General features: G+C 73.7%; 16 protein-coding genes and 1 pseudogene. 15 read left to right on the top strand and 2 right to left on the bottom strand.

Annotated elements, in window-relative coordinates; genetic code table 11:
• Positions 1 to 3: 3 nt before the first annotated feature.
• The 10 genes from A6A27_RS21635 to A6A27_RS21590 all read left to right on the top strand — a co-directional run bounded on the left by A6A27_RS21635 (position 4) and on the right by A6A27_RS21590 (position 20525).
• The gene (locus A6A27_RS21635) at positions 4 to 14934 is read left to right on the top strand and encodes a non-ribosomal peptide synthetase (protein ID WP_143194100.1); all 14931 of its coding nucleotides are present in this window, start codon (positions 4 to 6) and stop codon (positions 14932 to 14934) included.
• Entirely contained in the window at positions 14931 to 15164 is a 234-nt protein-coding gene (locus A6A27_RS21630) for an MbtH family protein (protein WP_073836465.1), read from the top strand. Before A6A27_RS21635 ends, A6A27_RS21630 begins: the two co-directional genes overlap by 4 nt.
• Positions 15165 to 15173: 9 nt before the next feature.
• The gene (gene fabG / locus A6A27_RS21625) at positions 15174 to 15911 is read left to right on the top strand and encodes a 3-oxoacyl-[acyl-carrier-protein] reductase (protein WP_073836464.1); all 738 of its coding nucleotides are present in this window, start codon (positions 15174 to 15176) and stop codon (positions 15909 to 15911) included.
• Positions 15912 to 15985: 74 nt separating this feature from the next.
• Positions 15986 to 16402, top strand: a complete 417-nt coding sequence (locus tag A6A27_RS21620; RefSeq protein ID WP_073836463.1) for a 3-hydroxyacyl-ACP dehydratase FabZ family protein — start codon at positions 15986 to 15988, stop codon at positions 16400 to 16402.
• The gene (locus A6A27_RS21615; RefSeq protein WP_073836462.1) at positions 16395 to 16877 is read left to right on the top strand and encodes a 3-hydroxyacyl-ACP dehydratase FabZ family protein; all 483 of its coding nucleotides are present in this window, start codon (positions 16395 to 16397) and stop codon (positions 16875 to 16877) included. Before A6A27_RS21620 ends, A6A27_RS21615 begins: the two co-directional genes overlap by 8 nt.
• Before the next feature lie 36 nt (positions 16878 to 16913).
• The gene (locus A6A27_RS21610) at positions 16914 to 17171 is read left to right on the top strand and encodes an acyl carrier protein (RefSeq protein ID WP_073836461.1); all 258 of its coding nucleotides are present in this window, start codon (positions 16914 to 16916) and stop codon (positions 17169 to 17171) included.
• A 78-nt stretch (positions 17172 to 17249) separates the two neighbouring features.
• Complete coding sequence (locus A6A27_RS21605; RefSeq protein WP_083672757.1) at positions 17250 to 18065, top strand: alpha/beta fold hydrolase; 816 nt, start codon at positions 17250 to 17252, stop codon at positions 18063 to 18065.
• A 20-nt stretch (positions 18066 to 18085) separates the two neighbouring features.
• Positions 18086 to 18709: a 2-hydroxychromene-2-carboxylate isomerase gene (locus A6A27_RS21600; RefSeq protein WP_073836460.1), complete on the top strand. Its 624-nt coding sequence runs from the start codon at positions 18086 to 18088 to the stop codon at positions 18707 to 18709.
• A complete protein-coding gene (locus A6A27_RS21595; protein WP_073836459.1) occupies positions 18706 to 19173 on the top strand; it encodes a cobalamin B12-binding domain-containing protein in 468 nt (155 codons plus the stop codon). The genes A6A27_RS21600 and A6A27_RS21595 overlap by 4 nt, the downstream gene beginning before the upstream one ends.
• Complete coding sequence (locus A6A27_RS21590) at positions 19170 to 20525, top strand: methylaspartate mutase (protein WP_073836457.1); 1356 nt, start codon at positions 19170 to 19172, stop codon at positions 20523 to 20525. The genes A6A27_RS21595 and A6A27_RS21590 overlap by 4 nt, the downstream gene beginning before the upstream one ends.
• A 123-nt stretch (positions 20526 to 20648) precedes the next feature.
• Here A6A27_RS21590 and A6A27_RS21585 read toward each other — a convergent pair whose 3' ends face one another.
• Positions 20649 to 21773, bottom strand: coding sequence for an RNA-guided endonuclease InsQ/TnpB family protein (locus A6A27_RS21585; protein ID WP_241825386.1), 1125 nt, complete (start codon positions 21771 to 21773; stop codon positions 20649 to 20651).
• Between the two features lie 123 nt (positions 21774 to 21896).
• Here A6A27_RS21585 and A6A27_RS21580 point away from each other — a divergent pair, with 123 nt between their 5' ends.
• Complete coding sequence (locus A6A27_RS21580) at positions 21897 to 22448, top strand: GNAT family N-acetyltransferase (RefSeq protein WP_073836455.1); 552 nt, start codon at positions 21897 to 21899, stop codon at positions 22446 to 22448.
• A 17-nt stretch (positions 22449 to 22465) separates the two neighbouring features.
• Here the strand turns inward: A6A27_RS21580 and A6A27_RS21575 are convergent, their stop codons facing one another.
• Positions 22466 to 23182: a hypothetical protein gene (locus tag A6A27_RS21575; protein WP_073836454.1), complete on the bottom strand. Its 717-nt coding sequence runs from the start codon at positions 23180 to 23182 to the stop codon at positions 22466 to 22468.
• Between the two features lie 167 nt (positions 23183 to 23349).
• Between A6A27_RS21575 and A6A27_RS21570 the strand changes: the two genes are divergently transcribed.
• The 4 genes and pseudogenes from A6A27_RS21570 to A6A27_RS21555 all read left to right on the top strand — a co-directional run.
• Positions 23350 to 24108, top strand: a complete 759-nt coding sequence (locus A6A27_RS21570; protein WP_073836453.1) for a hypothetical protein — start codon at positions 23350 to 23352, stop codon at positions 24106 to 24108.
• Between the two features lie 470 nt (positions 24109 to 24578).
• A complete protein-coding gene (locus A6A27_RS21565; RefSeq protein ID WP_073836452.1) occupies positions 24579 to 24890 on the top strand; it encodes a transposase in 312 nt (103 codons plus the stop codon).
• Positions 24887 to 25558: an IS3 family transposase gene (locus tag A6A27_RS21560; RefSeq protein ID WP_073836451.1), complete on the top strand. Its 672-nt coding sequence runs from the start codon at positions 24887 to 24889 to the stop codon at positions 25556 to 25558. The genes A6A27_RS21565 and A6A27_RS21560 overlap by 4 nt, the downstream gene beginning before the upstream one ends.
• A pseudogene (locus A6A27_RS21555) lies at positions 25534 to 26775 on the top strand (IS30 family transposase); the annotation flags it as partial. The gene A6A27_RS21560 and the pseudogene A6A27_RS21555, both read left to right, overlap by 25 nt.
• Between the last annotated feature and the right edge of the window lie 28 nt (positions 26776 to 26803).

Here is a 26803-nt window from a genome sequence, read left to right as displayed (position 1 = left end):
GTGGTGAAGCAGTCACGCGTCGAGGACATCCTGCCGCTGTCACCGTTGCAGCAGGGTCTGCTGTTCCACGCGCTGTACGACGGAGCGGGGTCGGACCTCTACACGGTCCAGTTCGCCCTGGACCTGACCGGTCCGGTCGACGGCGACCGGATGCGCCGCGCCCTTGCCGCGATCCTGGCCCGGCACGCCAACCTGCGGGTCGGCATCCGGCAGCGCAAGACCGGGGAGTCGGTCGCCGTGGTGCCGCGCGAGATCGCCCCGGCCTGGCAGGAGCACGACCTGGCCGGCCACGCCGCGGCGGACCGGGACGACGAGGTGGCCCGGCTGCTCGCCGCCGACCGGGCCGCCGGGTTCGACCTGGCCCGCCCGCCGCTGCTGCGGGCCGCGCTGATCCGGACCGGACCGGAGCGGGCGAAGCTGGTGCTCACCAACCACCACGTCCTGCTCGACGGCTGGTCGATGCCGCTGCTGGCCAGGGAGCTGTTCGCGCACTACGTCGCCGGCGGGCACGACCGCACCCTGCCGCCGGTCACCCCCTACCGCGACTACCTCGGCTGGCTCGACCGGCAGGACCGGGCCGCCGCCGAGCGGGCCTGGCGGGACGCCCTGCGCGGGCTGACCGGGCCGACCCTGCTCGCGCCGGCCGACCCGGCGCGCCCGCCGGCCGCCCCCGAACAGCTCACCGTGGCCCTGCCCGCCGAACTCACCGCCGGGCTGACCGCCGCGGCCCGCAAGCTCGGCGTCACCCTCAACACCGCGGTCCAGGGCGCCTGGGCGCTGCTGCTCGGCACTCTCACCGGCGACGACGACCTGGTCTTCGGCGCCACCGTTGCCGGCCGGCCGCCGGAGCTGCCCGGTGTCGAGTCGATGCTCGGCCTGTTCATCAACACCGTCCCGGTGCGGATCCGGCTCGACCCGGCCGAGTCGCTGGCCGCCCTGCTGGCCCGGGTGCAGGACGAGCAGTCGGCGCTGATGGCGCACCAGCACCTCGGCCTGGCCGACATCCGCCGGCTGGCCGGCACCGGCGACGGCGACCTGTTCGACACGCTGACCGTGTTCGAGAACTACCCCCTCGATCCGGCCGCGCTGGATCTGCCCGGCACCGGCCTGCGGGTCACCGCGGTCACCGGGCACGACGCCACGCACTACCCGTTGACCCTGGCCGTGCTGCCCGGGGAACAGCTCACCCTGCGGCTGGACCACCGGCCGGACCTGCTGGACGCGGCGGCCGCCCGGCGCATCGCCGACCGCCTGGTCCGCCTGCTCAGCCAGGTCGTCGACGCGCCGCAGACCCCGGTCGCCGCGCTCGACGTGCTCGACGGCGCCGAGCGCGCCGCCGTGCTCGGCGACTGGGCCGCCGGACCGCCGCCGGTCCCGCCGCGCACCTTCCCCGAACTGTTCGCCGCCCAGGTCGTGGCCCGACCGCAGGCGCCGGCCCTGATCGGCGACGACACCATGTCGTACGCCGAGCTGGACGCCGCCGCCGACCGGCTGGCCCGGCTGCTCGTCGACCGCGGCGTCGGCCCGGAGCGGGTGGTCGCCCTCGCCCTGCCGCGCAGCCCGGAACTGGTCACCGCCGCTCTCGCGGTGAGCAAGGCCGGCGGCGCCTGGCTGCCGGTCGACCCGGACTACCCGGCGGACCGGATCGCGTTCATGCTCACCGACGCCCGGCCGGTGCTGCTGGCCACGCTGGCCGGGATCGACCTGCCCGACACCGGCGTGCCCCGGCTGCTGCTCGACGAACCGGCCACCGTGGCGGACTGGGCGGCCCGGCCCGCCGGCCCGGTCACCGACGCCGAGCGCACCGCCCCGTTGCGGCCCGGGCATCCCGCGTACCTCATCTACACCTCCGGTTCCACCGGCCGGCCGAAGGGGGTGGTGGTCACCCACGCCGGCCTGTCCAGCTTCACCGCCGCGATCGTGGCCGGCTTCGACGTCGACCCGACCAGCCGGGTGCTGCAGTTCTCCTCGCCCAGCTTCGACGCGTCGGTCCTGGAACTCTGCGCCGCCTTCGGCGCCGGGGCGGCGCTGGTCGTACCGCCGCCGGGACCGCTCGTCGGCGACGACCTGGCGGCCGTGCTGACCGGCCAGCAGGTGACCCACGCGCTCATCCCGCCGGCCGCGCTCGCCGGCCTGCCCACCGTGGCGCCGCCGGTGCTGCGCACCCTGGTGGTCGGCGGCGACGCCTGCGGCGAGGACCTGGTCGCCCGGTTCGCCCCCGGCCGGCGCATGGTCAACGCGTACGGGCCGACCGAGATCACCGTGGCCGCCACGCTCAGCGCGTCGCTGGTCCCCGGCGCCGGCGCCCCGCCGATCGGCGCCCCGGTCGCCGGTGCCCGCGCCTACGTCCTCGACCGGTTCCTGCGCCCGGTGCCCCCCGGCGTGCCCGGGGAGCTGTACATCGCCGGGGCCGGGCTGGCCCGCGGCTACCTGGATCGGCCGACGCTGACCGCCGAGCGGTTCGTGGCGGACCCGTTCGCCGCCGAGCCCGGCGGCCGGATGTACCGCACCGGCGACCTGGTGCGCTGGCGCGCCGACGGGACGCTGGAGTTCGTCGGCCGGGCCGACGCCCAGGTGAAGATCCGCGGCTTCCGGGTCGAGCCGGGCGAGATCGAGGCGGTGCTGTCCCGCCACCCGGCCGTCGCGCAGGTCGCGGTCGTCGCACGGGAGGACCAGCCGGGCGTGAAGCGCCTGGTCGGGTACGTGGTCCCGGCTACCGGCGCGCTGGTCGACCCGGCCGCGCTGCGGGCGCACGTCGGCGCGAGCCTGCCGGAGTACATGGTGCCGGCGGCCGTCGTCGGCCTGCCGGCGCTGCCGCTGACCCCGAGCGGGAAGCTGGACCGGCGGGCGCTGCCGGCCCCCGGGTTCACCGGCGCGGGCGGCGGCCGGGCCCCGGCCAACGCGCGCGAGACCCTGCTCGCCGAGCTGTTCGCCGAGGTGCTCGGGCTGGACGCGGTGGGCGTCGACGAGAGCTTCTTCGACCTCGGCGGCGACAGCATCGTGTCGATCCAGCTGGTCAGCCGGGCCCGCAAGGCGGGACTGTCGTTCAGCCCCCGGGACGTCTTCGTGCACCGGACGGTGGCCGGCCTCGCCGCCGCCGCCGCGGACGACGCCGTGCCGGTGCCCACCGACGACGGTACGGGTGAGGTGCCGCTGACCCCGATCGTGCACTGGTTGCGCGAGCGGGGCGGCCCGATCGACGGCTTCCACCAGTCGATGCTGGTGACCAGCCCGGCCGGGCTGCGGCCGGAGCAGCTGGTCGCCGCGGTGCAGGCGCTGGTCGACCACCATGACGCGCTGCGGCTGCGGCTGGTCCGCGACGCGGCGGGCGGCTGGCGGCAGGAGATCGGCCCGCGCGGCAGCGTGGCGGCGGCCGAGCTGGTGACCCGGATCGACGCGGCCGGGCTGGACGCCGACGAGCTGCGCGGGCTGGTCGAGGAGCAGACCAAGTCGGTCCAGGCCCGGCTGGCCCCGGGGGAGGGGCGGGTGCTGCAGGCGCTGTGGTTCGACGCCGGCGCCGACCGGCCCGGCCGGCTGCTGCTGGCCCTGCACCACCTGGTGGTCGACGGGGTGTCCTGGCGGATCCTGCTGCCCGACCTGGCCGCCGCCGCGCAGGCCGTCGCCGCCGGGCGTACCCCCGAACTGGAACCGGTGCGGACCTCGCTGCGCCGCTTCGCGGAGCACCTGGTCGCCGAGGCCGCGCGCCCCGAGCGGACCGCCGAGCTGGCCGGCTGGCTGGACCGGCTCGGCGTCGCCGAGACCCCGCTCGCGGGGCGGCCGCTCGACCCGGCCCGGGACATCGTGGACGCCGGCCGGCTGCTGACCGTCACCCTGCCCGCGGAGCGCACCACGCCGCTGCTGACCCGGGTCCCGGCGGCGTTCCACGGCCGGGTCAACGACGTGCTGCTCACCGCGCTCACCCTCGCGGTCACCCGGTGGCGGCGCCGGCGCGGCAGCCAGGAGGCCGGCCTGCTGGTCGACCTGGAGGGCCACGGCCGGGAGGAACTTGCCGCTGGCCTGGACCTGTCCCGGACCGTCGGCTGGTTCACCACCATGTACCCGGTCCGGCTCGACCTCGGCCGGCTCGACTTGGCCGAGGCGTTCGCCGGCGGTGCCGCCGCCGGGCGCGCGGTCAAGCGGGTCAAGGAGCAGCTCCGCGCGGTGCCCGACAACGGCATCGGGTACGGCCTGCTCCGCTACCTCAACGCCGACACCGCCCGGCAGTTGGCCGACCGGCCGGCCGCGCAGATCGGCTTCAACTACCTCGGCCGGTTCGCCACCGCCGACGGCGGTGACACGGATTGGACGGTGGCCGCCGACGCCCGGGCCCTCGGCGGCGGTGCGGACGGCGCCCTGCCGGTGCCGCATGCCATCGAGGTCAACGCGGTCACCCGGGACCACGCCGATGGTCCCCGGCTGTCGGCGACCTTCTCCTGGCCGCAGACCCTGCTCGGCGAGGCGGACGTCCGCGAGCTGGCCGACGACTGGCTGGCCGCGCTGGACGCCCTGATCGCCCACGTCGCGACCCCTGGCGCCGGCGGGCACACCCCGTCCGACCTGCTGCTGCCCCTGTCCCAGGAGGAGATCGAGGCGATCGAGGCGGCCCAACCGGCCGCCAGCGACCTGCTGCCGCTGTCCACCCTGCAGGAGGGGCTGCTCTTCCACGCCCTGTACGACGGGCCGGACCGCGACGTCTACACCGTGCAGCTCTGCTTCGATCTGGCCGGTGAGCTGGATGCGGCAGCCCTGCGCGGTGCCGCCGACGCCCTGCTGGCCCGGCACGCCAACCTGCGGGCTGCGTTCCGCCAGCGCCCCTCCGGCGAGTCGGTGCAGGTCGTGGTGGACGGGCTCCGGGCCGGCTGGCGGGCGCACGACCTTCGGGAGCTGGCCGGCGCGGAGCAGGCCGACCGGGTCCGCGAGCTGCTCGCCGCCGACCGGGCCGAGGGCTTCGACCTGGCCCGCCCGCCGCTGCTGCGGTTCACTCTGCTGCGGCTGGCCGACACCGCACACCGGCTGGTGCTCACCAACCACCATATTTTGCTCGACGGCTGGTCGGTGCCGACGCTGATGCGGGAGCTGCTGGCCCTGTACGCCGCCGGCGGCGACGACCGGCAGCTGCCCCGGGTGGCGCCCTACCGCGACTACCTGGCCTGGCTCGGCGCGCAGGACCGGGCGACCGCGGAGCGGGCCTGGGCCGAGGCCCTCGCGGGCCTGGCCGAGCCGACCCTGCTCGCCCCGGCCGACCCGGCCCGGGCCCCGGAGCTGCCCGACCGGCTTGTCATCGACCTGCCGGCCGAGCTGACCGCCGACCTGCAGGCGCAGGCCCGGCGGCACGGCGTCACCCTCAACACCATCCTGCAGGGCACCTGGGGGATGCTGCTCGGCGCGCTGACCGGCCGAGGCGACGTGGTGTTCGGCGGCACGGTCTCCGGCCGCCCGCCGGAGATCGCCGGAGTGGAGACCATGGTCGGGCTTTTCATCAACACCCTGCCGGTCCGGCTGCGGCTGGACCCGGCCGAGCCGGTCGCCCGGCTGCTGCTGCGCCTGCAGGACCAGCAGTCCGCGCTGATGGCCCACCAGCACCTGCCGCTGACCGAGGTGCAGCGGCTGGCCGGGCACGGGGAGCTCTTCGACACCCTGGTGGTCTTCGAGAACTACCCCCTCGACCCGAAGCTGCTGACCCTGCCCGGCACCGGGCTGCGGCTCACCGGGGTGTCCGGGCGGGACGCCACCCACTATCCGCTCACGGTCACCGCGATCCCCGGCGAGCGGCTGCGGCTGCAGCTGGACCACCGCACCGACCTGTTCCCGGCCGACGCGGCGCAGCGCCTCGCCGACCGGCTGCTGCGGCTGCTCACCACCGTCGCCGCCGACCTGGACACCCCGGTCGGCCGGCTGGACGTCCTCGACGCGGCCGAGCGGCGGCTGGTGCTGGCCGACTGGAACGCCACCGCCCGGCCCGAGCCGGCGCTGGCCGGCGGGGTGGCCGCCCTCTTCGCCGCGCAGGCCGCCCGCACCCCGGACCAGGTCGCCGTCCGCGCCGCGGACGGCGCCACGCTGACCTACCGGGAGCTCGACGCCCGGGCCAACCGGCTGGCCCAGCACCTGGTGGCGCTCGGCGTCGCCGCCGAGGACCGGGTCGCCCTGCTCCAGGAACGCTCGGTCGACCAGGTGGTGTCGGTGCTGGCCATCCTCAAGGCCGGCGCCGCGTACGTCCCGCTGGACCCGCGCTACCCGGCCCACCGGTTGACCCACATCGCCGCCGACACCGCCAGTACGGTGCTGCTCACCGACCGGGCCATGGCCGGCCTGCGGTTCGACCACGACCTGACCGTGGTGACCGTGGACGGCGATGCCGCCGCCGAGATCGCCGCCCGGCCGGACGCCGACCCGGCCCGGCCCGCCCACCGCCGGCAGCTCGCCTACGTCATGTACACCTCCGGGTCGACCGGCACCCCCAAGGGCGTCGCGGTCACCCAGTACGACGTGCTCAGCCTCGCCGCCGACCGGTGCTGGCGGACCGACCGGCAGCGCCGGGTGCTGCTGCACTCACCGCTGGCCTTCGACGCCTCGACGTACGAACTGTGGGTGCCGCTGCTGAACGGCGGTGAACTGGTCGTAGCCCCGCCCGGGGAGCTGAGCATGGACGACCTGCGGGCCGTCCTCACCGGCGGCCAGGTGACCGCGCTGTGGCTGACGGCCGGCTTGTTCCGGCTGCTGGCCGAGGAGACCCCGGAGGCGTTCGCCAAGGTCCGTGAGGTCTGGACCGGCGGTGACGTGGTGCCCGCGCCGATGGTGCGCCGGGTGCTGGCCGCCTGCCCGGGCCTCGTGGTCGGCGACGGCTACGGCCCGACCGAGACCACCACGTTCGCCTCGCACCACCTGATGCACGCCGTGGCCGAGGTGCCGGACTCGGTGCCGATCGGCCGGCCGCTGGACAACATGCGGCTGTACGTGCTGGACGACTACCTGCGCCCCACCCCACCCGGGGTGGCCGGTGAGCTGTACATCGCCGGCGCCGGGCTGGCCCGCGGCTACCTGAACCGGCCGCGGCTGACCGCGGAGCGGTTCGTGGCGAACCCGTTCGGCGCGGCCGGCACCGGTGACCTCGGCTCCCGGATGTACCGGACGGGAGACGTGGTCCGCTGGCGGCCCGACGGCACCCTGGAGTTCGTCGGCCGCGCCGACGAGCAGGTGAAGATCCGCGGCTTCCGGATCGAACTCGGCGAGATCGAGGCGGTGCTGGCCCGCGACCCCGACCTGGGGCAGGTGGCCGTGGTGGTCCGCGAGGACCGGCCCGGCGACAAGCGGCTGGTCGCTTACGTCGTACCGGCCGCCGGCGCGGCGCCGCCGGACCCGGCCGCGCTGCGCGCCCACGCCGCCGCGGTGCTGCCGGAGTACATGGTTCCCGCCGCCGTGGTGGTGCTGGCCACCCTGCCGCTGACCGGCAACGGCAAGGTGGACCGGCGGGCCCTGCCGGCGCCCGACTACGCGGCCGGGTCCACCCGCCGGGCGCCGCGTACCCCGCAGGAGGAGGTGCTCTGCGGGCTCTTCGCCGACGTGCTCGGCCTGCCCGAGGTCGGCATCGAGGACAGCTTCTTCGCCCTGGGCGGCCACTCCCTGCTGGCCACCCGCCTGGTCAGCCGGATCCGCACCGCGCTCGGCGCGGAACTGGCCATCCGGGACCTGTTCGAGTCGCCCACCGTGGCGGGGCTCGCCGCCCGGCTCGGCGGCGCGAAGCAGGCCCGCCGGGCGTTGGCGCCGATGCCCCGCCCGGAGCGGATCCCGCTGTCGTACGCGCAGAACCGGCTCTGGTTCATCAACCGGCTCTCCGGCGCCGACTCCCCGTACAAGATCCCGATCCTGCTGCGGCTGACCGGCGACCTGGACGTGGCCGCACTGCGCGCCGCCCTGCGCGACGTGCTCGAGCGCCACGAGAGCCTCCGCACCATCTACCCGGACGCGGACGGCGACCCGTACCAGGTGATCCTGACCGCCGACGCGGCCTGCCCGCCGATCACCGTGGAGACCGTCGACCCGGCCGAGGTGCGCGAGCTGATGCTCGCCGAGACCCGGCGCGGGTTCGACCTGGCCGTCGACCCGCCGCTGCGGGCCCGGCTGTTCGACCTCGGCGGCGGCGAGTACTTCCTGCTGCTCGTGCTGCACCACATCGCCGGTGACGGCTGGTCGATGGCCCCGCTGGGCCGGGACTTCTCGGCCGCGTACGCGGCCCGGGTCGCCGGGCGGGCCCCGGAGTTCACCCCGCTGCCCGTGCAGTACGCCGACTACGCCCTCTGGCAGCGCGCGGTGCTCGGCGACGAGTCCGACCCGGACAGCGCCATCGCGGAGCAGGTGCGGTTCTGGCGGGACAGGCTGGCCGGCGCGCCGGACGAGCTGACCCTGCCGGCCGACCGGCCGCGCCCGCCGGTCGCCAGCCACCAGGGCGGGATGCTCGGTTTCGTCGTCGAACCGGCGCTGCACGAGCGGCTCAACGCGCTGGTGCACGCCACCGGGGCCAGCCTGTTCATGGTGTTCCAGGCGGCCCTGGCCGCGCTGCTCACCCGGCTCGGCGCCGGCACCGACGTGCCGATCGGCAGCCCGATCGCCGGCCGTACCGACGACGCCGTCGACGAGCTGGTCGGCATGTTCGTCAACACGCTGGTGCTGCGCACCGACACCACCGGCAACCCCACCTTCCGGCAGCTGCTGGACCGGGTCCGCGAGGCCGACCTGGCCGCGTACTCGCACCAGGACACCCCGTTCGAGCGGCTGGTCGAGGTGCTCAACCCGCCCCGGTCGATGGCCCGCAACCCGCTGTTCCAGGTCATGCTGGTGCTGCAGAACAACGCCACGGTGGACCTGGACCTGCCCGGCCTGCGGGTCGTGGTGGACAACGTCGGGGCGCACGCCGCCCAGTTCGACCTGTCCATCGACCTCACCGAGCGGCCGGCGGGCGCCGGCGGCATCGACGGCCGGCTGGACTACAGCCGCGACCTGTTCGACGAGGACACCGCCGAGCGGATCCTCGCCGGGTTCCTCCGCATGCTGGAGGCCGCCGTCGCCACCCCGGACGCGCCGATCGGCGCCGTCGACGTGGTCGGCCCGGCCGAACGGCAGCGGATGCTGGTCGACTGGAACGCCACCGGCCGGCCGCTGCCCGGCGAGGACCCGGTGACCTTGATCCGGGCGGTGGCCGCCGCGCGGCCCGACGCGGTCGCGGTGACCGACCCGCGGCAGACCCTCACCTACGCCGGGCTGATCGCCCGCGCCGACGAGCTTGCCGCTCGGCTGCGCGCCGCCGGCGCCGGGCGGGGCTCCCTGGTCGCGCTGCTGACCGACCGGGGCGCCGACGCGATCACCGGGGTGCTGGCCGCGCTCACCGCCGACGGCGCCTACCTGCCGCTGGACCCGCGCTCGCCGGTGGCCCGCAACGCTGACCTCCTGGTCGACAGTGGCACCCGCTGGCTGCTGGTCGACCAGGCACACGAGGCGCTGGCCGCCGAGGTGGTCGCCGCCGCCGGTGTTCCGGTCACCGTCCTGCCGCTGGCCCAGGCCGGCCCGCCGGTCAGGTCCGCGCCGCTGGGCGCCGGCCTGGCCGACCTGGCGTACGTCATCTTCACCTCCGGCTCCACCGGCCGGCCCAAGGGCGCCATGGTGCACCGGCGGGGGATGCTCAACCACCTGCTGGCCAAGGTGGAGGACCTGGACCTCACCGAGGCGGACGTGGTGGTGCAGAACGCCGCGCTCACCTTCGACGTCTCGGTCTGGCAGATGCTCTCCTCGCTGCTCACCGGCGGCAGCGTCGACGTGGTCGACGACGACACCGCGCTGGACCCGGGCGCCCTGTTCGGCCGGGTGGAGCGGCACGGGGTGACCATCCTCGAGGTGGTGCCGTCGCTGCTGCGCACCGCGCTGGACGCCTGGGACGCCGACGCCCCGGTGCCCGAGCTGCCGAAGCTGCGCTGGCTGCTGGTCACCGGCGAGGCGCTGCCGCCGCAGCTGTGCCACCGCTGGCTCGCCCGGTTCCCGCAGATCCCGCTGCTCAACGCGTACGGGCCGACCGAGTGCTCCGACGACGTGACGCACGCGATCATCGCCACCCCGACCGACGCCGACTCGGACCGGGTGCCGATCGGCCGGGCCATCCGCAACACCCAGCTGTACGTGCTCGACGCCAACCTGCAGCCGGTGCCGCCCGGCGTGCCGGGCGAGCTGTGCGTCGGCGGCGTCGGGGTCGGCTTCGGCTACCTGGGCGACCCGCGCCGCACCGCCGCGGTGTTCGTCGCCGACCCGTTCACCGACCGACCCGGCGCCCGCCTCTACCGCACCGGCGACCGGGTCCGCTACCGCCCCGACGGGCAGCTGGAGTTCCTGGGCCGCAACGACGACCAGGTCAAGATCCGCGGCCAGCGAATCGAGCTGGGCGAGGTCGAGGCGGCGCTGCGGGCCGCGGCCGGGGTGACCGCCGCCGCCGTGGCGGTGAACACCGACCCGGCCGGCACCAACCGGCTCATCGGGTACGTCGTCGGCGACACCGACCCGGAGGCGGTCCGCGACCACGTGGCCGCCCGGCTGCCGGACGCCATGGTGCCCTCGGTGGTGGTCCGGCTGGACGCGCTGCCGCTGAGCGCCAACGGCAAGGTCGACCGCAAGGCGCTGCCCGCGGTGGACTTCGGCTCGGCCGGCGGGCGGGCCGCCCGCACCCCGCAGGAGGAGCTGCTCTGCGGCGTCTTCGCCGACGTGCTCGGGGTGGCCCGGGTCGGCGTGGACGACGACTTCTTCGCCCTCGGCGGCCACTCACTGCTGGCCACCCGGATCGTCAACCGGATCCGCGCGGTCTTCGGCGTGGAACTGCCGATCCGGGCGGTCTTCGAGACCCCGACCGTCGCCGGCCTCGCCGCGCGGCTGCTGGCCGGCGGGGAGAGCCGCCCGCCGCTGCGCCCCGGGCCGCGCCCGGAGCTGGTGCCGGTGTCGTACGCCCAGCGGCGGCTGTGGTTCCTCAACCGCTTCGACGACTCCGACGTCAGCTACAACGTGCCGCTGGCGCTGCGGCTGCACGGCGACCTGGACCGGGCCGCGCTGCACGCCGCGCTGGCCGACGTGACGGCCCGGCACGAGACGCTACGCACCGTCTTCGTCGAGGTCGACGGCGAGCCGTACCAGCGGGTCCTCGACCCGGCGGCGGCGGTGCCCACCCTGGCCGAGCACGAGGTCACCGAGGCGGACCTGCCCGCCGCGCTGGCCGCCGCGATCGGGCACCGGTTCGACCTGGCCGGCGCGCCGCCGCTGCGCGCCGACCTGTTCCGGCTCGCCGCCGACGAGCACGTCCTGCTGCTGCTCATGCACCACATCGCCAGCGACGGGCAGTCGGCCGGGCCGCTCTCGGCCGACCTGGCCGCCGCGTACACCGCCCGGCGGGCCGGCCGGGCGCCCGACCTGCCCGCCCTGCCGGTCCAGTACGCGGACTTCGCGCTCTGGCAGCGTGCCGTGCTGGGCGCGGAGACCGACCCGGACAGCCTGGTCAGCCGGCAGACCGGCTACTGGGCGCAGACCCTCGCCGGGCTGCCCGAGCAGCTGGAGCTGCCGGTCGACCGGCCCCGCCCGGCGGTGTCCAGCCGGCGCGGCGGCAGCGTCACCTTCGAGGTGCCGGCCGACCTGCACGCCCGGCTGACCGACCTGGCCCGGGAGCGGCAGGCGAGCCTGTTCATGGTGGCCCAGGCCGCCCTGGCCGCCCTGCTCACCCGGCTGGGCGCGGGGGAGGACGTGCCGCTGGGCACCCCGATCGCCGGCCGGGCCGACGAGGCCGTCGACGGGCTGATCGGGTTCTTCGTCAACACGCTGGTGCTGCGCACCGACACCTCCGGCGACCCGACCTTCGGTGACCTGCTGGACCGGGTCCGGGCCATCGACCTGGCCGCGTACGCCCACGCGGACGTGCCGTTCGAGCGGCTGGTCGAGGTGCTGAACCCGGCCCGGTCGGTGGCCCGCCACCCGCTGTTCCAGGTGGTGCTGGCGGTGCACAACCACGCCCGGCTGGACGTGGAGCTGCCCGGCCTGACCGTGTCCGGGCTGCCGGCGGGCACCGGCGGGGCCAAGTTCGACCTGAACGTCAGCCTCGCCGAGCAGGTGGACGACGCCGGCGCTCCGGCCGGCCTGGCCGGCCGGATCGAGTACAGCGCCGACCTCTTCGACCACGGCACCGTCGAGCGGATCGCCGACCGGCTGCGCACCATGCTCGCCGCGCTCGCCGCCGACCCGGACCAGCCGATCGGCGCGGTGGACCTGCTCACCGGGCCGGAACGCGAGCAGGTGCTGGTGACCTGGAACGACACCGCCGCCCCGGTGCCGGCGGCCACCCTGCCGGAGCTGTTCGCCGCGCAGGTCGCCCGTACCCCGGACGCGCCGGCCCTGGTCGACGCGGACACCGAGCTGAGCTACGCCGCGCTGGACGCGTACAGCAACCGGCTGGCCCGGCTGCTGATCGCGTGGGGCGTCGGTCCGGAGCGGTTCGTCGCGGTGGCCCTGCCCCGCTCGGCCCGGCTGGTCGGCTGGCTGCTCGCAGTGCTCAAGGCCGGCGGCGCGTACGTGCCGGTCGACCCGGCCTACCCGGCGGACCGGATCGCCTACATGCTCGCCGACACCGCGCCCGCGCTGCTGCTCACCGACGCGGCCACGGCCGCCGAGCTGCCGGCGGGCGGGGTGCCGCGGCTGCTGGTGGAGGAGTGCGACCCGGACGGCTTCGCCGCCGAGCCGGTCACCGACGCCGACCGGGCCGCCCCGCTGCGGCTGACCAACCCGGCGTACGTCATCTACACCTCCGGCTCGACCGGCCGGCCGAAGGGGGTGGTGATCGAGCACCGCTCGCTCACCGACTACCTCACCTTCGCCGGCGGCGACTACCAGGGCGTACGCGGCAGCGCGCTGCTGCACTCGTCGATCTCGTTCGACCTGAGCGTCACCGGCATGTGGGTGCCGCTGACCGTCGGCGGCACGGTGCACGTCGCCGGCCTGGACGACGACCCCGCGACCCGGGAACGGCTGGGCCGGCACGCCTGCACCTTCCTGAAGGCGACGCCGAGCCACCTGCCGCTGCTGGCCGCGCTGCCGGACGACTACGCCCCGACCGCCGAGCTGCTGCTCGGTGGGGAGCTGCTGCTCGGGGAGGTGGTCGACGAGTGGCGCCGGGAGCACCCGGGCGTGGCGGTGTACAACATGTACGGCCCGACCGAGACCACGGTCAACTGCACCGAGTACCGGATCGCACCGGGTGCGGTGATCCCGCCCGGCCCGCTGCCGATCGGCGGCCCGCTGGCCAACACCCGGCTGTACGTGCTCGACGCCCGGCTGCGGCCGGTGCCGCCCGGCGTGCCCGGTGAGCTGTACGTCGCCGGTGGCGGCCTGGCCCGCGGCTACCTGGCCCGGCTGGGCCAGACCGCCGGGAAGTTCGTGGCCGACCCGTTCGGCGCGCCCGGCACCCGGATGTACCGCACCGGCGACATCGTGCGGTGGACCGACACCGGCGAACTGATGTTCCTGCGCCGGGTTGACGACCAGGTCAAGCTGCGCGGGTTCCGGATCGAGCTGGGAGAGATCGAGGCGGTGCTGGCCGGCCACGACGACGTGGCCCGCTGCGCGGTGATCGTCCGCGAGGACCGCCCCGGCGACCAGCGGCTGGTCGGGTACGTCGTACCGACCCCCGGCCGGAGTCCGCAGCCGGCCGAGCTGCGCGCCACGGTCGCCGCGGCGATGCCGGAGTACATGGTGCCGGCGGCCGTGGTGGTGCTGGCCGAGCTGCCGCTGACCCCGAACGGAAAGCTGAACCGGGGTGCCCTGCCGGTGCCGGACGCGGCCGACACGGGCGCCGGCGCGCAGCGGCGCGCCCCGCGCAGCCACCGGGAGCGGGTGCTGTGCGGGCTGTTCGCCGAGGTGCTCGGCGTACCCGAGGTGGGCATCGACGACGCCTTCTTCGACCTGGGCGGGCACTCGCTGCTGGCCACCCGGCTGATCAGCCGGGTCCGCGCCACCTTCGAGGTGGACCTGGCCCTGCGTACGCTGTTCGAGGCACCGACCGTGGCCGAGCTGGCCGACCGGCTCGACACCGCCGCCGACGACGGCCGCAGCGCCTTCGACGTGCTGCTGCCGCTGCGCCGGCACGGCGCCCGGCCGCCGCTGTTCTGCGTCCACCCGGCCAGCGGCTTCAGCTGGTCCTACTCCGGCCTGATGGGGCACCTCACCGACCGGCCGATCTACGGCCTGCAGTCGCGGGGCCTGGCCGAGCGCGCCGAACTGCCGGGCAGCGTCGGGCAGATCGCCGAGGACTACCTGGCCCGGATCCGGGAGGTCCAGCCGGTCGGCCCGTACCACCTGCTGGGCTGGTCGTTCGGTGGGCTGATCGCGCACGAGATCGCCGCCCGGCTGCGGGCCGACGGCGAGCAGGTGGCGCTGCTGGCGCTGCTGGACTCGTTCCCGAAGACCGATGCGGAGCGGGCCGAGCCGGGCATCCTCGACCGGGCCGAGTTCCTGGCCGGGATGCTGCAGCTGGCCGGCTACCCGGCCGACGCCGCCGCCGCGCAGGTCGACGAGGAGCAGGTCGCCGAGCTGCTCAGCCGGAACGAGGGGGTGCTCGGCCGGCTGGAGGCCCGACACATCACCGCGCTGTACGAGGTGTTCGCCAACAACTCCCGGCTGGCCCGGGAGCACCGCCCGGGGCACGTCGACCTCGACGCGCTGCTGTTCGTCGCCACCCGCGACCGGGCACCCGGGGCGGACCCGCGGGCCGCCTGGCGGCCACACCTGTCCGGCGGCGTGCAGACGCACGACGTCGACTGCCAGCACAACGACATGACCCAGCCGGAACCCCTGGCCGCCATCGGCCGGGTGCTGGCCGAGCGGCTGAGCGCGATCGACACCGAGCGAGAGGGAGAAACGCGATGAGCAGCAACCCGTTCGAGAACGAGGAGGGCCGGTACGTGGTGCTGGTCAACGACGAGGGGCAGCACTCGCTGTGGCCGTCGTTCGTGCCGGTGCCCGACGGCTGGCACACCGCCTTCGGCGACGACAGCCGGCAGGCCTGCCTCGACTACGTCGAGCGCGAGTGGACCGACATGCGCCCGAAGAGCCTGATCGCCGCGATGGCCGCCGACGGCGCCGCCGCCACCCGTTAGGAGGACCGGATGGAGCAGCGCACCGCGCTGGTCACCGGCGGCTCGCGCGGCATCGGCCGCGCGGTGGCGCTGCGGCTGGCCGAGGACGGGTACGACGTGGCGTTCTGCTATCGCAGCGGCGGCGAGGCGGCGGCGGAGACGGCCGACGCGATCAAGCAGCGGGGGGTGCGCTGCTTCCACGCACCCTGCGACGTGGCCGACCCGGACGCGGTGACCGAGTTCGTCGCCGCCGCCGAGGCGGAGCTCGGGCCGGTGGAGGTGCTGGTCAACAGCGCCGGCATCGTCCGGGACAAGCCGTTGGTGCTGATGCCGTTCGCCGACTGGGCGGCGGTGCTGGACACCAACCTCACCGGCACCTTCAACTTCTGCCGGACCGTGGTGTTCGGCTTCATGAAGCGCAAGCGCGGCGTCGTCATCAACATGTCCTCGGTGGCCGGGGTGTACGGCAACGCCACCCAGGCCAACTACTCGGCCAGCAAGGGCGGGATCAACGCGATGAGCCGCGCGCTGGCCAAGGAGCTGGGCCCGTACGGGGTGCGGGTGAACGTGGTGGCGCCCGGGTTCATCGAGACGGACATGACCGCCGCGCTGTCCGAGAAGGCGCGGGCGAAGGCGGTCGGCATGATCCCGCTGCGCCGGCTCGGCCAGCCGGCCGACGTCGCGGAGCTGGTGTCCTTCCTGGCCTCCGACCGGGCCGGGTACGTCACCGGCCAGGTGCTGCAGGTCGACGGCGGGATCGTGCTCTGACGACCCGAGCCGACTTTAAGCCGGTCTCGAGCCGGCGCCGGTGCAATACGGACAGCGAATCGGAGAGGAGGGCCATGAGTCGCAGTTTCGCCGCACCCCTGGACGCGGTCGACGAGGTGCGAACGAGCGCCGACGGCATCACGGCGACCAAGCGCATCGTGGCCACCGACCCGTATCTGGCGGGCCACTACCCCGGCTTTCCCATCTACCCGGGAGTGTTCACCGTGGAGACGGTCCACCAGGCGGCCCGCCGGGCCGTCGAGGCCAGCCGCGGCCCGGACGTCCGGGTGGAGCTGGCGGCGGTGCGGTCGGTGCGGTTCAAGGCGCCGCTGCTGCCCGGTGACGTGCTCACCGTGAGCTGCCAGCTGCGCGACGACCCGGACGACCCGCGCCGGGTCCGGGTGGTCGCCGACTGCCGCCGCGGCGACGGCGCGGCCAGCGCCAAGGTCACCCTGGAGCTGCGCGTGCGGTCGGGGGCGACCGATGCTTGAGTACGCCGACCTCACCGCGATCCTGCCGCACCGGCACCCGATCCTGCAGGTGGACCGGGTCCTCGAGGTGGAGCCCGGCCGGCGCATCGTGGCGACCAAGGCGGTCACCGGCACCGAGCCGTGCTTCGCCGGACTCGCCGAGGGACTGCCGCAGTCCGCGTACGCCTATCCGGCGGCGCTGATCGTGGAGTCGCTCGGGCAGGCCGGGGCGGTGCTCTGGCTGCTCTCCGCCCAGGCCGGCGGCGAGACGCCGGAGGGCACCCTCGTCTTCGGCGCGGCCCGGGACTTCGAGTTCCTCGGCGCCGCGTACCCGGGCGACGTCTTGCGCCACGAGGTGGTGGTGGAGTCGCTCAAACCCAACAGCGCGGTCATGCGCGGCGAGACCTGGGTCGGTGAGCGGCGGATCGCCGTCGTCGGCTCGATGCTCGCGGTCGCCCGGCCGGACACCGAACTGGCCGCCGGGCCGACCGGCTGAGCCATCCAGTCACACCACAGAAGGGAAGGCAGCACGATGACCCAGGTCATGAGCAACCGGATGAACGAGTTGCGCGAGATCGTCGCCGAGGTGCTCGAGGTGGAGCCCGAGGAGATCACCGAGACCAGCCACTTCGTCGACGACCACGAGGCGGACTCGCTGCGGGCGATCGAGATCCTGGCCCGGCTGGAGAAGATGTACAAGATCGAAATCCCGCAGACCGAGCTGCCCAAGATGGAGAACCTGCGCGCCGTCTACGACGTCGTCAAGCAGTACGCCGGCTGGCAGGACTGACCCACGTGACCGCCCCGGTCCCGCCGCGGGCAGCCACCGCCTGGTGGCCCCGCGGCGGGCGAGGCTCGGAGGTACGCCGTGACCTGGTATCCCGTCGTCGAGGCCGAGTGCCACGGCGAACGCCTTGCCGTGCACCGCGGTCCGGGCAGCGGCCCGGCGCTGGTGCTCGCGCACGGCATGGAGGACTCCTGGCACACCTGGCAGCCGTTCCTCGACGCGCTGGGCGCTGACCCCCCCTTCACTCCCTACGCCCTCGACCTGCCCTGGCGCGCCGGCGCCGAGTACGGCTGGGTGCACCGCACCAGCCCCGCAACGCTGCTGCGGCACGCCCTGGACCTGCTCCCCGAACCGCCCGCCCTGCTGGTGGGCCACTCGTTCGGGGCGAACGCGGTGCTCGAACTGCTCGCCGCGGCGGACCGGCCCGCGACCGACGGTGTCGTGCTGCTCGCCCCGTACTTCCGGTCCCCCGACGACCCGGTCAGCTGGCAGCTCTTCGACCGGGAACTCGCCCGGTTCCGCGCCGTGATCGGCGAGGGACTCCGGCTCCGGCTGGGCCGGCGGCGGCACACCCTGGACCCGGACCTGGTCGACACCATGGTCGCCAAGGCCCTCGACCGGGTCGGCCCGCTCGGCTTCGTCGCCCTGCTCCGCCAGTTCATCACCACCGCCGATCTCGGTCTCGACACCGTCACGGTGCCCACCCTGGTGGTCACCGGCGCGCTCGACCCGGCCCTCGCCGGCGCCCGCACCGAGGCGCTCCGCCGGGCGATGCCGGTGGCGTCCGTGCACACCAGGTCCGACGGCGGTCACTTCTGCCACCTGAGGCAGGCCGCCGCGGTGACCGTGGAGATCCGGCGGTTCCTCGCGGCGCTGCCCACCCCGACCGTCGCCTGATCCCGAGGAGACCCCCCGACATGCGTAAGCCTCCCCGGCTCTACTTCTCGTTCCGCAGCCCGCGCAGCTGGCTCGCCGTACGTCAGCTCACGGAACGCTGGCCGGAAGCGCCGGACGCCATCAACTTCGTGCCGCACTGGGTGCCGGAGGACGGGCTGCGCGCCGCGTTGGCCGAGGCGGACTCGAGCTTCCTGGACACCCCGATCAGCCGGGCGAAGCACGAGTACCTGCTGACCGACACCAACCGGCTGGTGCACCGGATCGGGTACCGGATGGTGTGGCCGGCCGACATGGACGTCGACTGGGCGGCACCCCACCTGGCCTGGCTGTACGCCCGCCAGCAGGGGCGCGCCTGGGAGTTCTACCAGGCGGCGGTCCGCGCCCGGTGGGAGCAGGGCGAGAACATCAGCGACCCGGGCGTGCTGGCCGGCCTGGCCACCGAGGCGGGGATCGATCCGGCCGAGGCGATCGGCGCCGCGACCGACCCGAGCCTCCGCGAGGCGGCGGTGCAGGCCCTGGCGGGCGCGTACGACGACGACATCTTCGCGGTGCCGTACTTCATCGTGGGCCGGCACCGGTTCTGGGGCCTGGAGCGGCTGGACGGCTTCCTCGACGCCCTGCACGCCGCAGGGGTACGCCGGTGACCGTGCTGGCCCCGGTCCAGCCGGCCGCGACCGGCGGCGGCCGCACCGTGCTGCTCGGCACGGTCTCCTCCGACGCGCACACCTGGAACCTGGTCTACCTGCAACTGCTGCTGGAGGAGGCCGGGCACCGGGTGATCAACCTGGGTGCCTGCGTGCCGGAGGAGCTGTTCGCCGCCGAGTGCCGCCGGAGCAACCCCGACCTGGTGGTCGTCTCCAGCGTCAACGGGCACGGCTGCACCGACGGCAAACGGCTGGCCGCCGTGCTGCGCGCCGACCCGGCCCTGGCCGACGTGCCGATCGTCATCGGCGGCAAGCTGGGCGTCGACGGCAGCCTGACCGGGGCGCAGGTTGCCGAGCTGTTCGCCGCCGGCTACACGGCCGTCTTCGACGACGGCGCCGACCGGGACCGCTTCCTGGAGTACCTCGGCCGGCTCGAACTCGTCGCGGCGGACCGGTCGGCATGACCGAGCGGAGCGCCGCCGGGGTGCCGCGCGGCCCGTTCGCCGCGGCCGTCGCCGCCGCCAGGGCGCGGGGCGAGCTGGTCGTGCAGCCCCGGATGGGCTTCGGCGACCCGGCCGCCATGCGGGCCGGGCTGGACGCGGTGGCGCGGGCCCGGGCGGCGACCGCGGCCACGGTCACACTGGACAGCTACACCCGGGTCGGTGACCACGCTGCCGCCCGGCGCGCGCTGGCCGACGGATCACCCCTGAACGGGTATCCGATCGTCGACCACCCCCCGGAGGTGACCCGCTGGGTGCTCGCCGCCGCGCACCGGCACGACGTGCCGGTGCAGGTGCGGCACGGCTCGGCGCGGCCCGAGCAGATCTTCGCCGCCCTGCTGCGGACCGGAGTGGACGCGACCGAGGGCGGCCCCGTCTCGTACTGCCTGCCCTACAGCCGGGTGCCGCTGCGGGACGCGGTGGACAGCTGGGCGCGATGCTGCGCCGGCTACACCCGACTACGGGACCTCGGCGTCGAACCGCACCTGGAGAGCTTCGGTGGCTGCCTGCTCGGGCAGCTCTGCCCGCCCAGCCTGCTGCTCGCCGTGGCCGTGCTGGAGGGCATGTTCTTCCGGCAGCACGGGCTGCGCAGCGTCTCGCTGAGCTATGCCCAGCAGACCTCGCCCAAGCAGGACGAGGAGGCGCTGGCCGCGCTGCGCCGGCTGATCGACGAACTGCTGCCCGACCTGGACAGCCACGTGGTGCTCTACACCTACATGGGGGTGTATCCACGGACCACCGAGGGGGCGCTGCGGCTGCTCGGCACCGCCGCCCGGCTGGCGGTACGCGGCGGAGCGGCCCGCCTGATCGTGAAGACCCCGGCCGAGGCGCACCGCATCCCGACGGTCGAGGAGAACGTGGCCGCGCTGGAGCATGCCGCCCGGGCCGCCGCCGCCGAACAGCCGGCCCCGGCCGAGGTGCCGGACACCGGCATCTACGCCGAGGCGCGGACCCTCATCGAGGCGGTCCTGGAGCTCAGCGAGGACGTGGGCATCGCCCTCCGCCGCGCCTTCGCCCGCGGCTACCTCGACATCCCGTACTGCCTGCACCCCGACAACGCCGGACAGGCCCGCGGCTACATCACCGACCGGGGCCGACTGGCGTGGTCCCGAGCCGGCCGGATGCCGGTGACCGTCGACCGTTCGGCCGCCGGGCGGCCGGTGGAGATGACCAGCGACGGGCTGCTCGCCGCGCTGTCGTACGTGGCCAACCGGCACGACTCGGTCCCGCCGCCGGTGGTCGGACCCGGGCCCACCACAGCCCTGCCGGCCACGGAGTTCAACCGCCAGCGGGCACAGAAACCGGCCGTACCTTGACATCCTCCCGGCCCTGAATGGGGCCGGGATTCCCACGGTCGCCCGTGAGGTTTCCTGTTTCATCGCCGACTGCCTTTCCGGGAGGATCTTCCCTTGAGGTCTTACATCAGCTCCGCAGGCGTTTTACCTCTCCGCCAGCCCGGCGGCGAGAATGTTGCGAGCAGCGTTGATGTCCCGATCGTGCTCAACCCCGCAACCCGGACACGTCCAAGCGCGGACATTGAGGGCGAGGGTGGTGTTGATCCGCCCGCACCCGGAGCAGGTCTTGGACGAGGGCAACCACCGGTCGACGGGGATCACCTCACGCCCGTACCAGGTGGCCTTGTACTCCAGCATGCTGCGGAACTGACCCCAAGCCGCGTCGGAGATGACACGGGCCAGGCGGCGGTTGCGGAGCATGTTCCGCACGCTGAGGTCTTCGATCGCGACCGTTTGAGTCTCACGGACGAGTCGAGTGGTCAGCTTGTGCAGGTGGTCCCGACGCCGGTCGGCGATACGGGCATGAATCCGGGCCACTCTGAGCCGGGCCTTCGCCCGGTTCGCGGAGCTTTTCTCCTTGCGGGACAGGTCGCGCTGCGCCTTGGCCAGCTTGCGCCGGTCGGCCTGCCCGTAACGCGGGTTGGCCACCTTGCCCTGCCCGTCGCTGATTCCGGGGATCGGGTGGGACAGGGTGAGCAGACTGGTGATGCCCGCGTCCACACCAACCACGGGCGCGACCGACGGCAGCGGCTTCACCGCCGTGTCCTCCACCAGGATGGACACGAACCAGCGGCCAGCGGCGTCCCGGGACACCGTGACCGTCGACGGTTCCGCCCCCTCCGGCAGAGGCCGCGACCACACGATGTTCAGCGGGGTGGTCATCTTGGCCAACGTGAGCCGGCCGTCACGCCAGCGGAACGCGGAGCGGGTATATTCGGCCGACGCCCGCGACTTGCGCTTGGACTTGAACCTCGGATACCGGGACCGCTTGTCCCAGAACGCTACGAATCCGGCCTGCAGATGCCGCAGCGTCTGCTGCAACGGCACCGACGACACCTCATTCAGGAACGCCAGGTCATCGGTGCGTTTCCACTCTGTCAGCCACGCCGACGACTGCACATAGGTGCTGCGCCGACGGTCGACCGCCCACGCCCGGGTGCGGGCTTCCAACGCCCGGTTGTACACCACACGCACGCACCCGAATGTGCGGTTCAACTGCTCAGCCTGTTCAGGAGACGGGTAGAAGCGGTACTTGTAAGCCCGCTTCACCACATCACCCACGCCTCACACCCTACCAACCGTCCACGTAAGACGATCACCGATGGGAGGAAGCGGCGTTTCCTCCCGGCCGTAAACGGCCGGGTTTCCACGCCGCAATTCCGATGACCGTCCATGACTCGTTCCACACCGATCGCGCCGCCCGCCGCGCCGCTGACTGACGGCACGGTCGCCCTGCGGCCACGGCGGGAGTCCGACGTCGAGGCGATCGCCGCGGCCAGCCATGATCCGGAGATCCGCCGCTGGCTGGACGACGAGCCGATGGACGCACCGGCGCGCCGCGACTATGTAGCACGGGGCGAGGAGATTTGGCGCAGCGGGAAGGCCGCCCCGCTGGTGATCGCGGACGCGGTGACCGATGAACCGGTCGGGAGCATCAACCTGCAGTTCCGCAGCGACGCGGTCGCCACCGTGGCGTACGGGGTGTTCCCGCATTGCCGGGGGCGGGGTGCCGCGCTCCGGGTGGTCCGGCTGCTGGCCCGTTGGGCGCTGTCCGAACTCGCTCTGGAGCAGGTGATCCTGGAGGCGGACGAGGCGAACACGGCCTCGATCCGGGTCGCCGAGAAGTGCGGGTTCCAGCGGGCCGGCACCCGTACCGAGCCGCCGGGCGACGGCGGCGGGCGGACCGTCGTCATCTTCGCGCTCCCCGAACCCGCCGCGGACTGACCGACGGCGCGGCCGGGTCAGGCGGGGGTCAGCCGGGCGTCGGTCAGCATCACGACCCCGGCCGGTTCGCCACAGTCCACCCGTATGGTCAGCTTTTCGGCCTTCTCCACGACGGCGGTGAGCGTGCGGGGTGCACCCGGTCGCGACCGCTGCTGCGCGCCGGCCTCGCTGGTGGTCAGGCTCCCGTCCCGCTGCCGGACGCCTTGGATCGCGGTGACATAGGTGGCCGCTTGGACGTCTGAGTCGGGCGGGTAGTAGGGGTGCACGGTCGCGTCGAACTGCCGATAGTGCCGGGAGAGCAGGTAGGTCACCTCCGTGACCGGCTCGTCGCTGGCGTTGCTCGGGCACCGGATCGCGATGGCGTGCCTGTTGTAGTCGGGGCGACCCCGGACCGCGCGTGGGATGTCTACCAGCTTGTCGCCGCCGGCCTCGGGGGTGAGGTCGTCGGCCAGGAAAACCCCCGGCCCGGCGGGGGCGCTCGGCGTCGGCTGCGGCGTGCTCGTCGGGCCGTTCGGCGGGCTGGCCGTCGTCCCGGCCGGCGGGCTGGTGTTGGCGCTCGGTGGGGCCGGCGTGGCATCGGCCGCAGGGTCCCTGGGCCACTGCCACGCCAGGATCGACACCAACAGCCCCGCCGCACCGATGATCGTGCCGACCGTGGTCGCGCGGTCACCCCGGCGTCGACCGTCGGACACCGCGCCGGAACCGGCCGGATCGTGCTGGGAGGATGTGCTCACCGCTCGCCACCTGAGTCAACGAAGCGCCGTTGCGCGGCGTCATTCTGCCGGATCATGACAAGGTACAAGGGACGCTCGGCCTTCGGATCTCGCACAACCTATCGGATGCTCCGGTGCGATACCGTGTCGGCGACCACAGCGGATGATCCAAAGGACACGGACGGGCGATGAGCACACCGGATTCCTTCGCCGCGCCGAACGACGGCGCTGCGGGCCCGTCGACCAGCGGCGGCCCTGGTCGGGCCCGCTCCGGTGCCGGCCTGGTGGCCATGGCGGCCGCTGGGGTGGCGGTGTTGCTCGCCGTCATCTCAATGCTGCTGTCCTGGCGGGCCGCGGACCGGGCGAACGAGGCGCTCGACAAGCTTTCCGCCGTGGTGTCGCCATCCGGCGCGGGGGCCGCGCCGAGCTCGCCGACGACGTCGGATTCGCCCAGCGCGGACCAGACGACCGATGCGCCGGCGCCCACCGAGTCCGGTGCTGTGCCCGAGCTGAACGACCGCACCCGGTATGAGGACAAGTACACGGGGGAGACCCTGCGGGTGCCCGTCGGTTCCAACTGTAGCGACACGGTCTACATCGACCTGGACGAGCCGCGTGTGCAGACCGCGGCGGGCGTCGCGGAGTTGGAGTTCCACCGGCCGTGCGGTTCGGGATCCCCCTACCTCAACCTCACGTCTGGCGTCCACGCCAGCGAGGTGAGTTCGACCACCGTCAAGCCGAGTGAGTGCGCGGACCAGATCCGCACCAGCCCCATCGCGGGCGAGGAGCAGCCGCTGCGGCGTGGCCAGGTCTACTGCATCACCACCTCGTACGACGACGCGCGCTCCTCGGCCAACACCTGGAAGATGGTGGTCCTCTCGGTGACCGCCACCCCCCAGGACGGTTCGGTCACCTTCACGGCATCCGCCTGGAACATCCCCGACTGATTCCCTATCGGGGATCGGCTGTCAAGGTGCTGGCTTGACCGTGTAGGTCGGTTGGTTGGACGATCGTTGGTGGGGAAGGTCGCCTCGTTTGTCGGCGCTTCGCGCGTCTGACCTGACATGTCCCGTGAGGACTCGTTGAGGGGCCTTCCCCGCCTTCGTGGTGGTGGTTTTGGTGCTGCGTCGGCGGGCGCGGACGTTGGCGGGAACGGTCCACTGCTCGGCGATGGTGATCTTGGCCTCGCTGGAGGTGATCGGTGTGCCGTCGGTGTCGCAGATGACGTAGGCATGCCGCGGCGCATGACGGTCCAGACGCGTTCGGCGAGGCGGCCGGCGACGACGCAGAGGGCTTTGAGGTGTTCGGCGCCGCGTTCGACCATCTGCGTGTAGTAGATCTTGGCTAGTTGTGAGCCACCCCCGCTTTCATGGAGCTTCTTGATCATGGTCTGATGGCCGTGGGGAGGAAGTCGTCCGTGGCAGCACCGAAGAAGTACCCCGATGAGCTGCGCCAGCGTGCCGTGCGCTTGTATCGGGAGTCGGATCCGAAGCCGGTGATCCGGCGCCTGGCCGAGCAGTTGGGCGTGCATCACGAGGCATTGCGGAACTGGATCCGTCAGGCCGAGGCTGACGCGGGTGAGCGTCACGACCGGCCCACCAGTGAGATGGCCGAGGAGAACCGTCGGCTGCGCAAGGAAGTCGCCGAGCTGCGGCGGGCGAACGAGATCCTGAAGGCGGCGAGCGCGTACTTCGCGGCGGAGCTCGACCCGACCCGGCGACGGTCATGACGTTCATTTATGAACACCGTGACCAGTTCGCGGTCGCGCTCCTGCTACGGGTCGTCAACGTCGGCGCCTCGACGTACTACGCGTGGGCCAAGCAGGTCGAGCAGCCTTGCGACCGGAACGTGGTCGATCTGGGGTTGTTGTCCAACATTCACGAGATCTGGGAAGCGTCCGGGCACACGTACGGCGCGGACCGGGTGCACGGGCAGCTCCGCCGTGACGGCATTCGCGTGGGCCGCAAGCGGGTGGAGCGGTTGATGGCGGCCCAGGGCTGGCAGGGTGCGTTCCTGCGCCGAGGCTGGCGCGGCGGCTCCACGAAGCAGGACCCACGGCACACGCCGGCGCCGGATCTGGTCAACCGGCAGTTCACCGCAGCCGGTCCGAACCGGCTCTGGGTCGCCGACGCCACCCGCATCTCCTGCGGCGAAGGCGTGTTCTGGCTGGCCGCGGTCCGTGACGCGTTCTCCCGCCGGATCGTCGGGTGGAAGACCTCCGACCGGTGTGACACCGACCTGATCCTCGCCGCCCTCGAATACGGGATCTGGTCCCGCGACGTCCGCGACGGCGAGTTGATTCATCACAGCGACCGCGGGTCGAACGGCGGATTCCAGTGGTCGTCGCAACACCTCGATCAAGGGGTGTGGACATGGGTAGGCCATCGGGCTGGGTGACGGCGGTGACGGGCAGGCCGGCGATGCGGTCGCCGGGCCGCCCGGGTGTGAATGAGCACCGGGAGGTGCGGCGGAAGTTCTGGCGGCGGATCGCTGAAGGTCTGTCGAGCGAGGAAGCTGCGGCGGCGTGTGGTGTGTCGCAGCCGGTGGGCGGGCGTTGGTTTCGTCAGGGTGGCGGTATGTCGCCTTTGTCGCTGGTCCCGGTGTCGGGCCGGTATCTGTCGTTCGCTGAGCGCGAAGAGATCGCACTGCTCAAAGCGCAAGGTAAGGGCGTTCGGGAGATCGCTCGGGCGGTAGGGCGTGACGCGTCGACGATTTCGCGGGAGTTGCGCCGCAACGCCGCGACTCGTGGCGGCCGCCTGGACTACCGTGCCTTGGCCGCGCAGTGGCACGCCGAGCGCCGTGGCCGTCGCCCGAAAGTTGCCAAGCTGGCCGCGAATCAACGACTGCGCGACTATGTGCAGGACCGGCTTGCCGGCACGATCACGGACGGCGAAGGCCGGCCGATTCCGGGCCCGAACGTGCCGTGGAAGGGACGCCGGCATGGACGCCGCGCGGATCGGCGCTGGGGCACAGCCTGGAGCCCGGAGCAGATCAGCAGGCGCCTGCGGCTGGACTTCCCGGACGATGAGTCGATGCGGATTTCGCACGAGGCGATCTACCAGTCGCTTTACGTTCAGGGCCGCGGCGCGCTGCGCCGCGAGCTGACGGCGTGCCTGCGCACCGGCCGGGCGTTACGGGTGCCGCAGGCCCGCACCCGCAGGCGAGGCAAGAACTTTCTGAGCCGGGAGGTCATGATCAGCCAACGACCGGCGGAGGTCACTGACCGGGCCATGCCGGGCCACTGGGAAGGCGATCTGATCATCGGCTTGGAACGCTCGGCCATCGGCACGCTCGTCGAGCGCAGCACCCGGTTCACGATGCTGCTGCACCTGCCCCGCATGGAAGGCCACGGCCAGCAGCCCAGAGTGAAGAACGGCCCGCCGCTGGCAGGGCACGGCGCCCAAGCGGTCCGCGACGCGATCGCCGAACAGATCACCACCCTGCCCGAGCAGCTACGCCGCTCGCTGACCTGGGACCAGGGAGCCGAGATGGCCCAGCACGTCCAGTTGCGTCTGGACACGGGCATCGAGGTCTACTTCTGCGACCCGCACAGCCCTTGGCAACGCGGCACGAACGAGAACACCAACGGGCTGCTGCGCCAGTACTTCCCCAAAGACATCCCAAGAGCTTGAATGTCAAGCA

It is taken from the genome of Micromonospora sp. CB01531, assembly GCF_001905095.1.
Lineage (GTDB): Bacteria > Actinomycetota > Actinomycetes > Mycobacteriales > Micromonosporaceae > Micromonospora.
The sequence above is the reverse complement of the archived record's forward strand: the minus strand, read 5'-3'. Positions and strand labels throughout refer to the sequence as shown.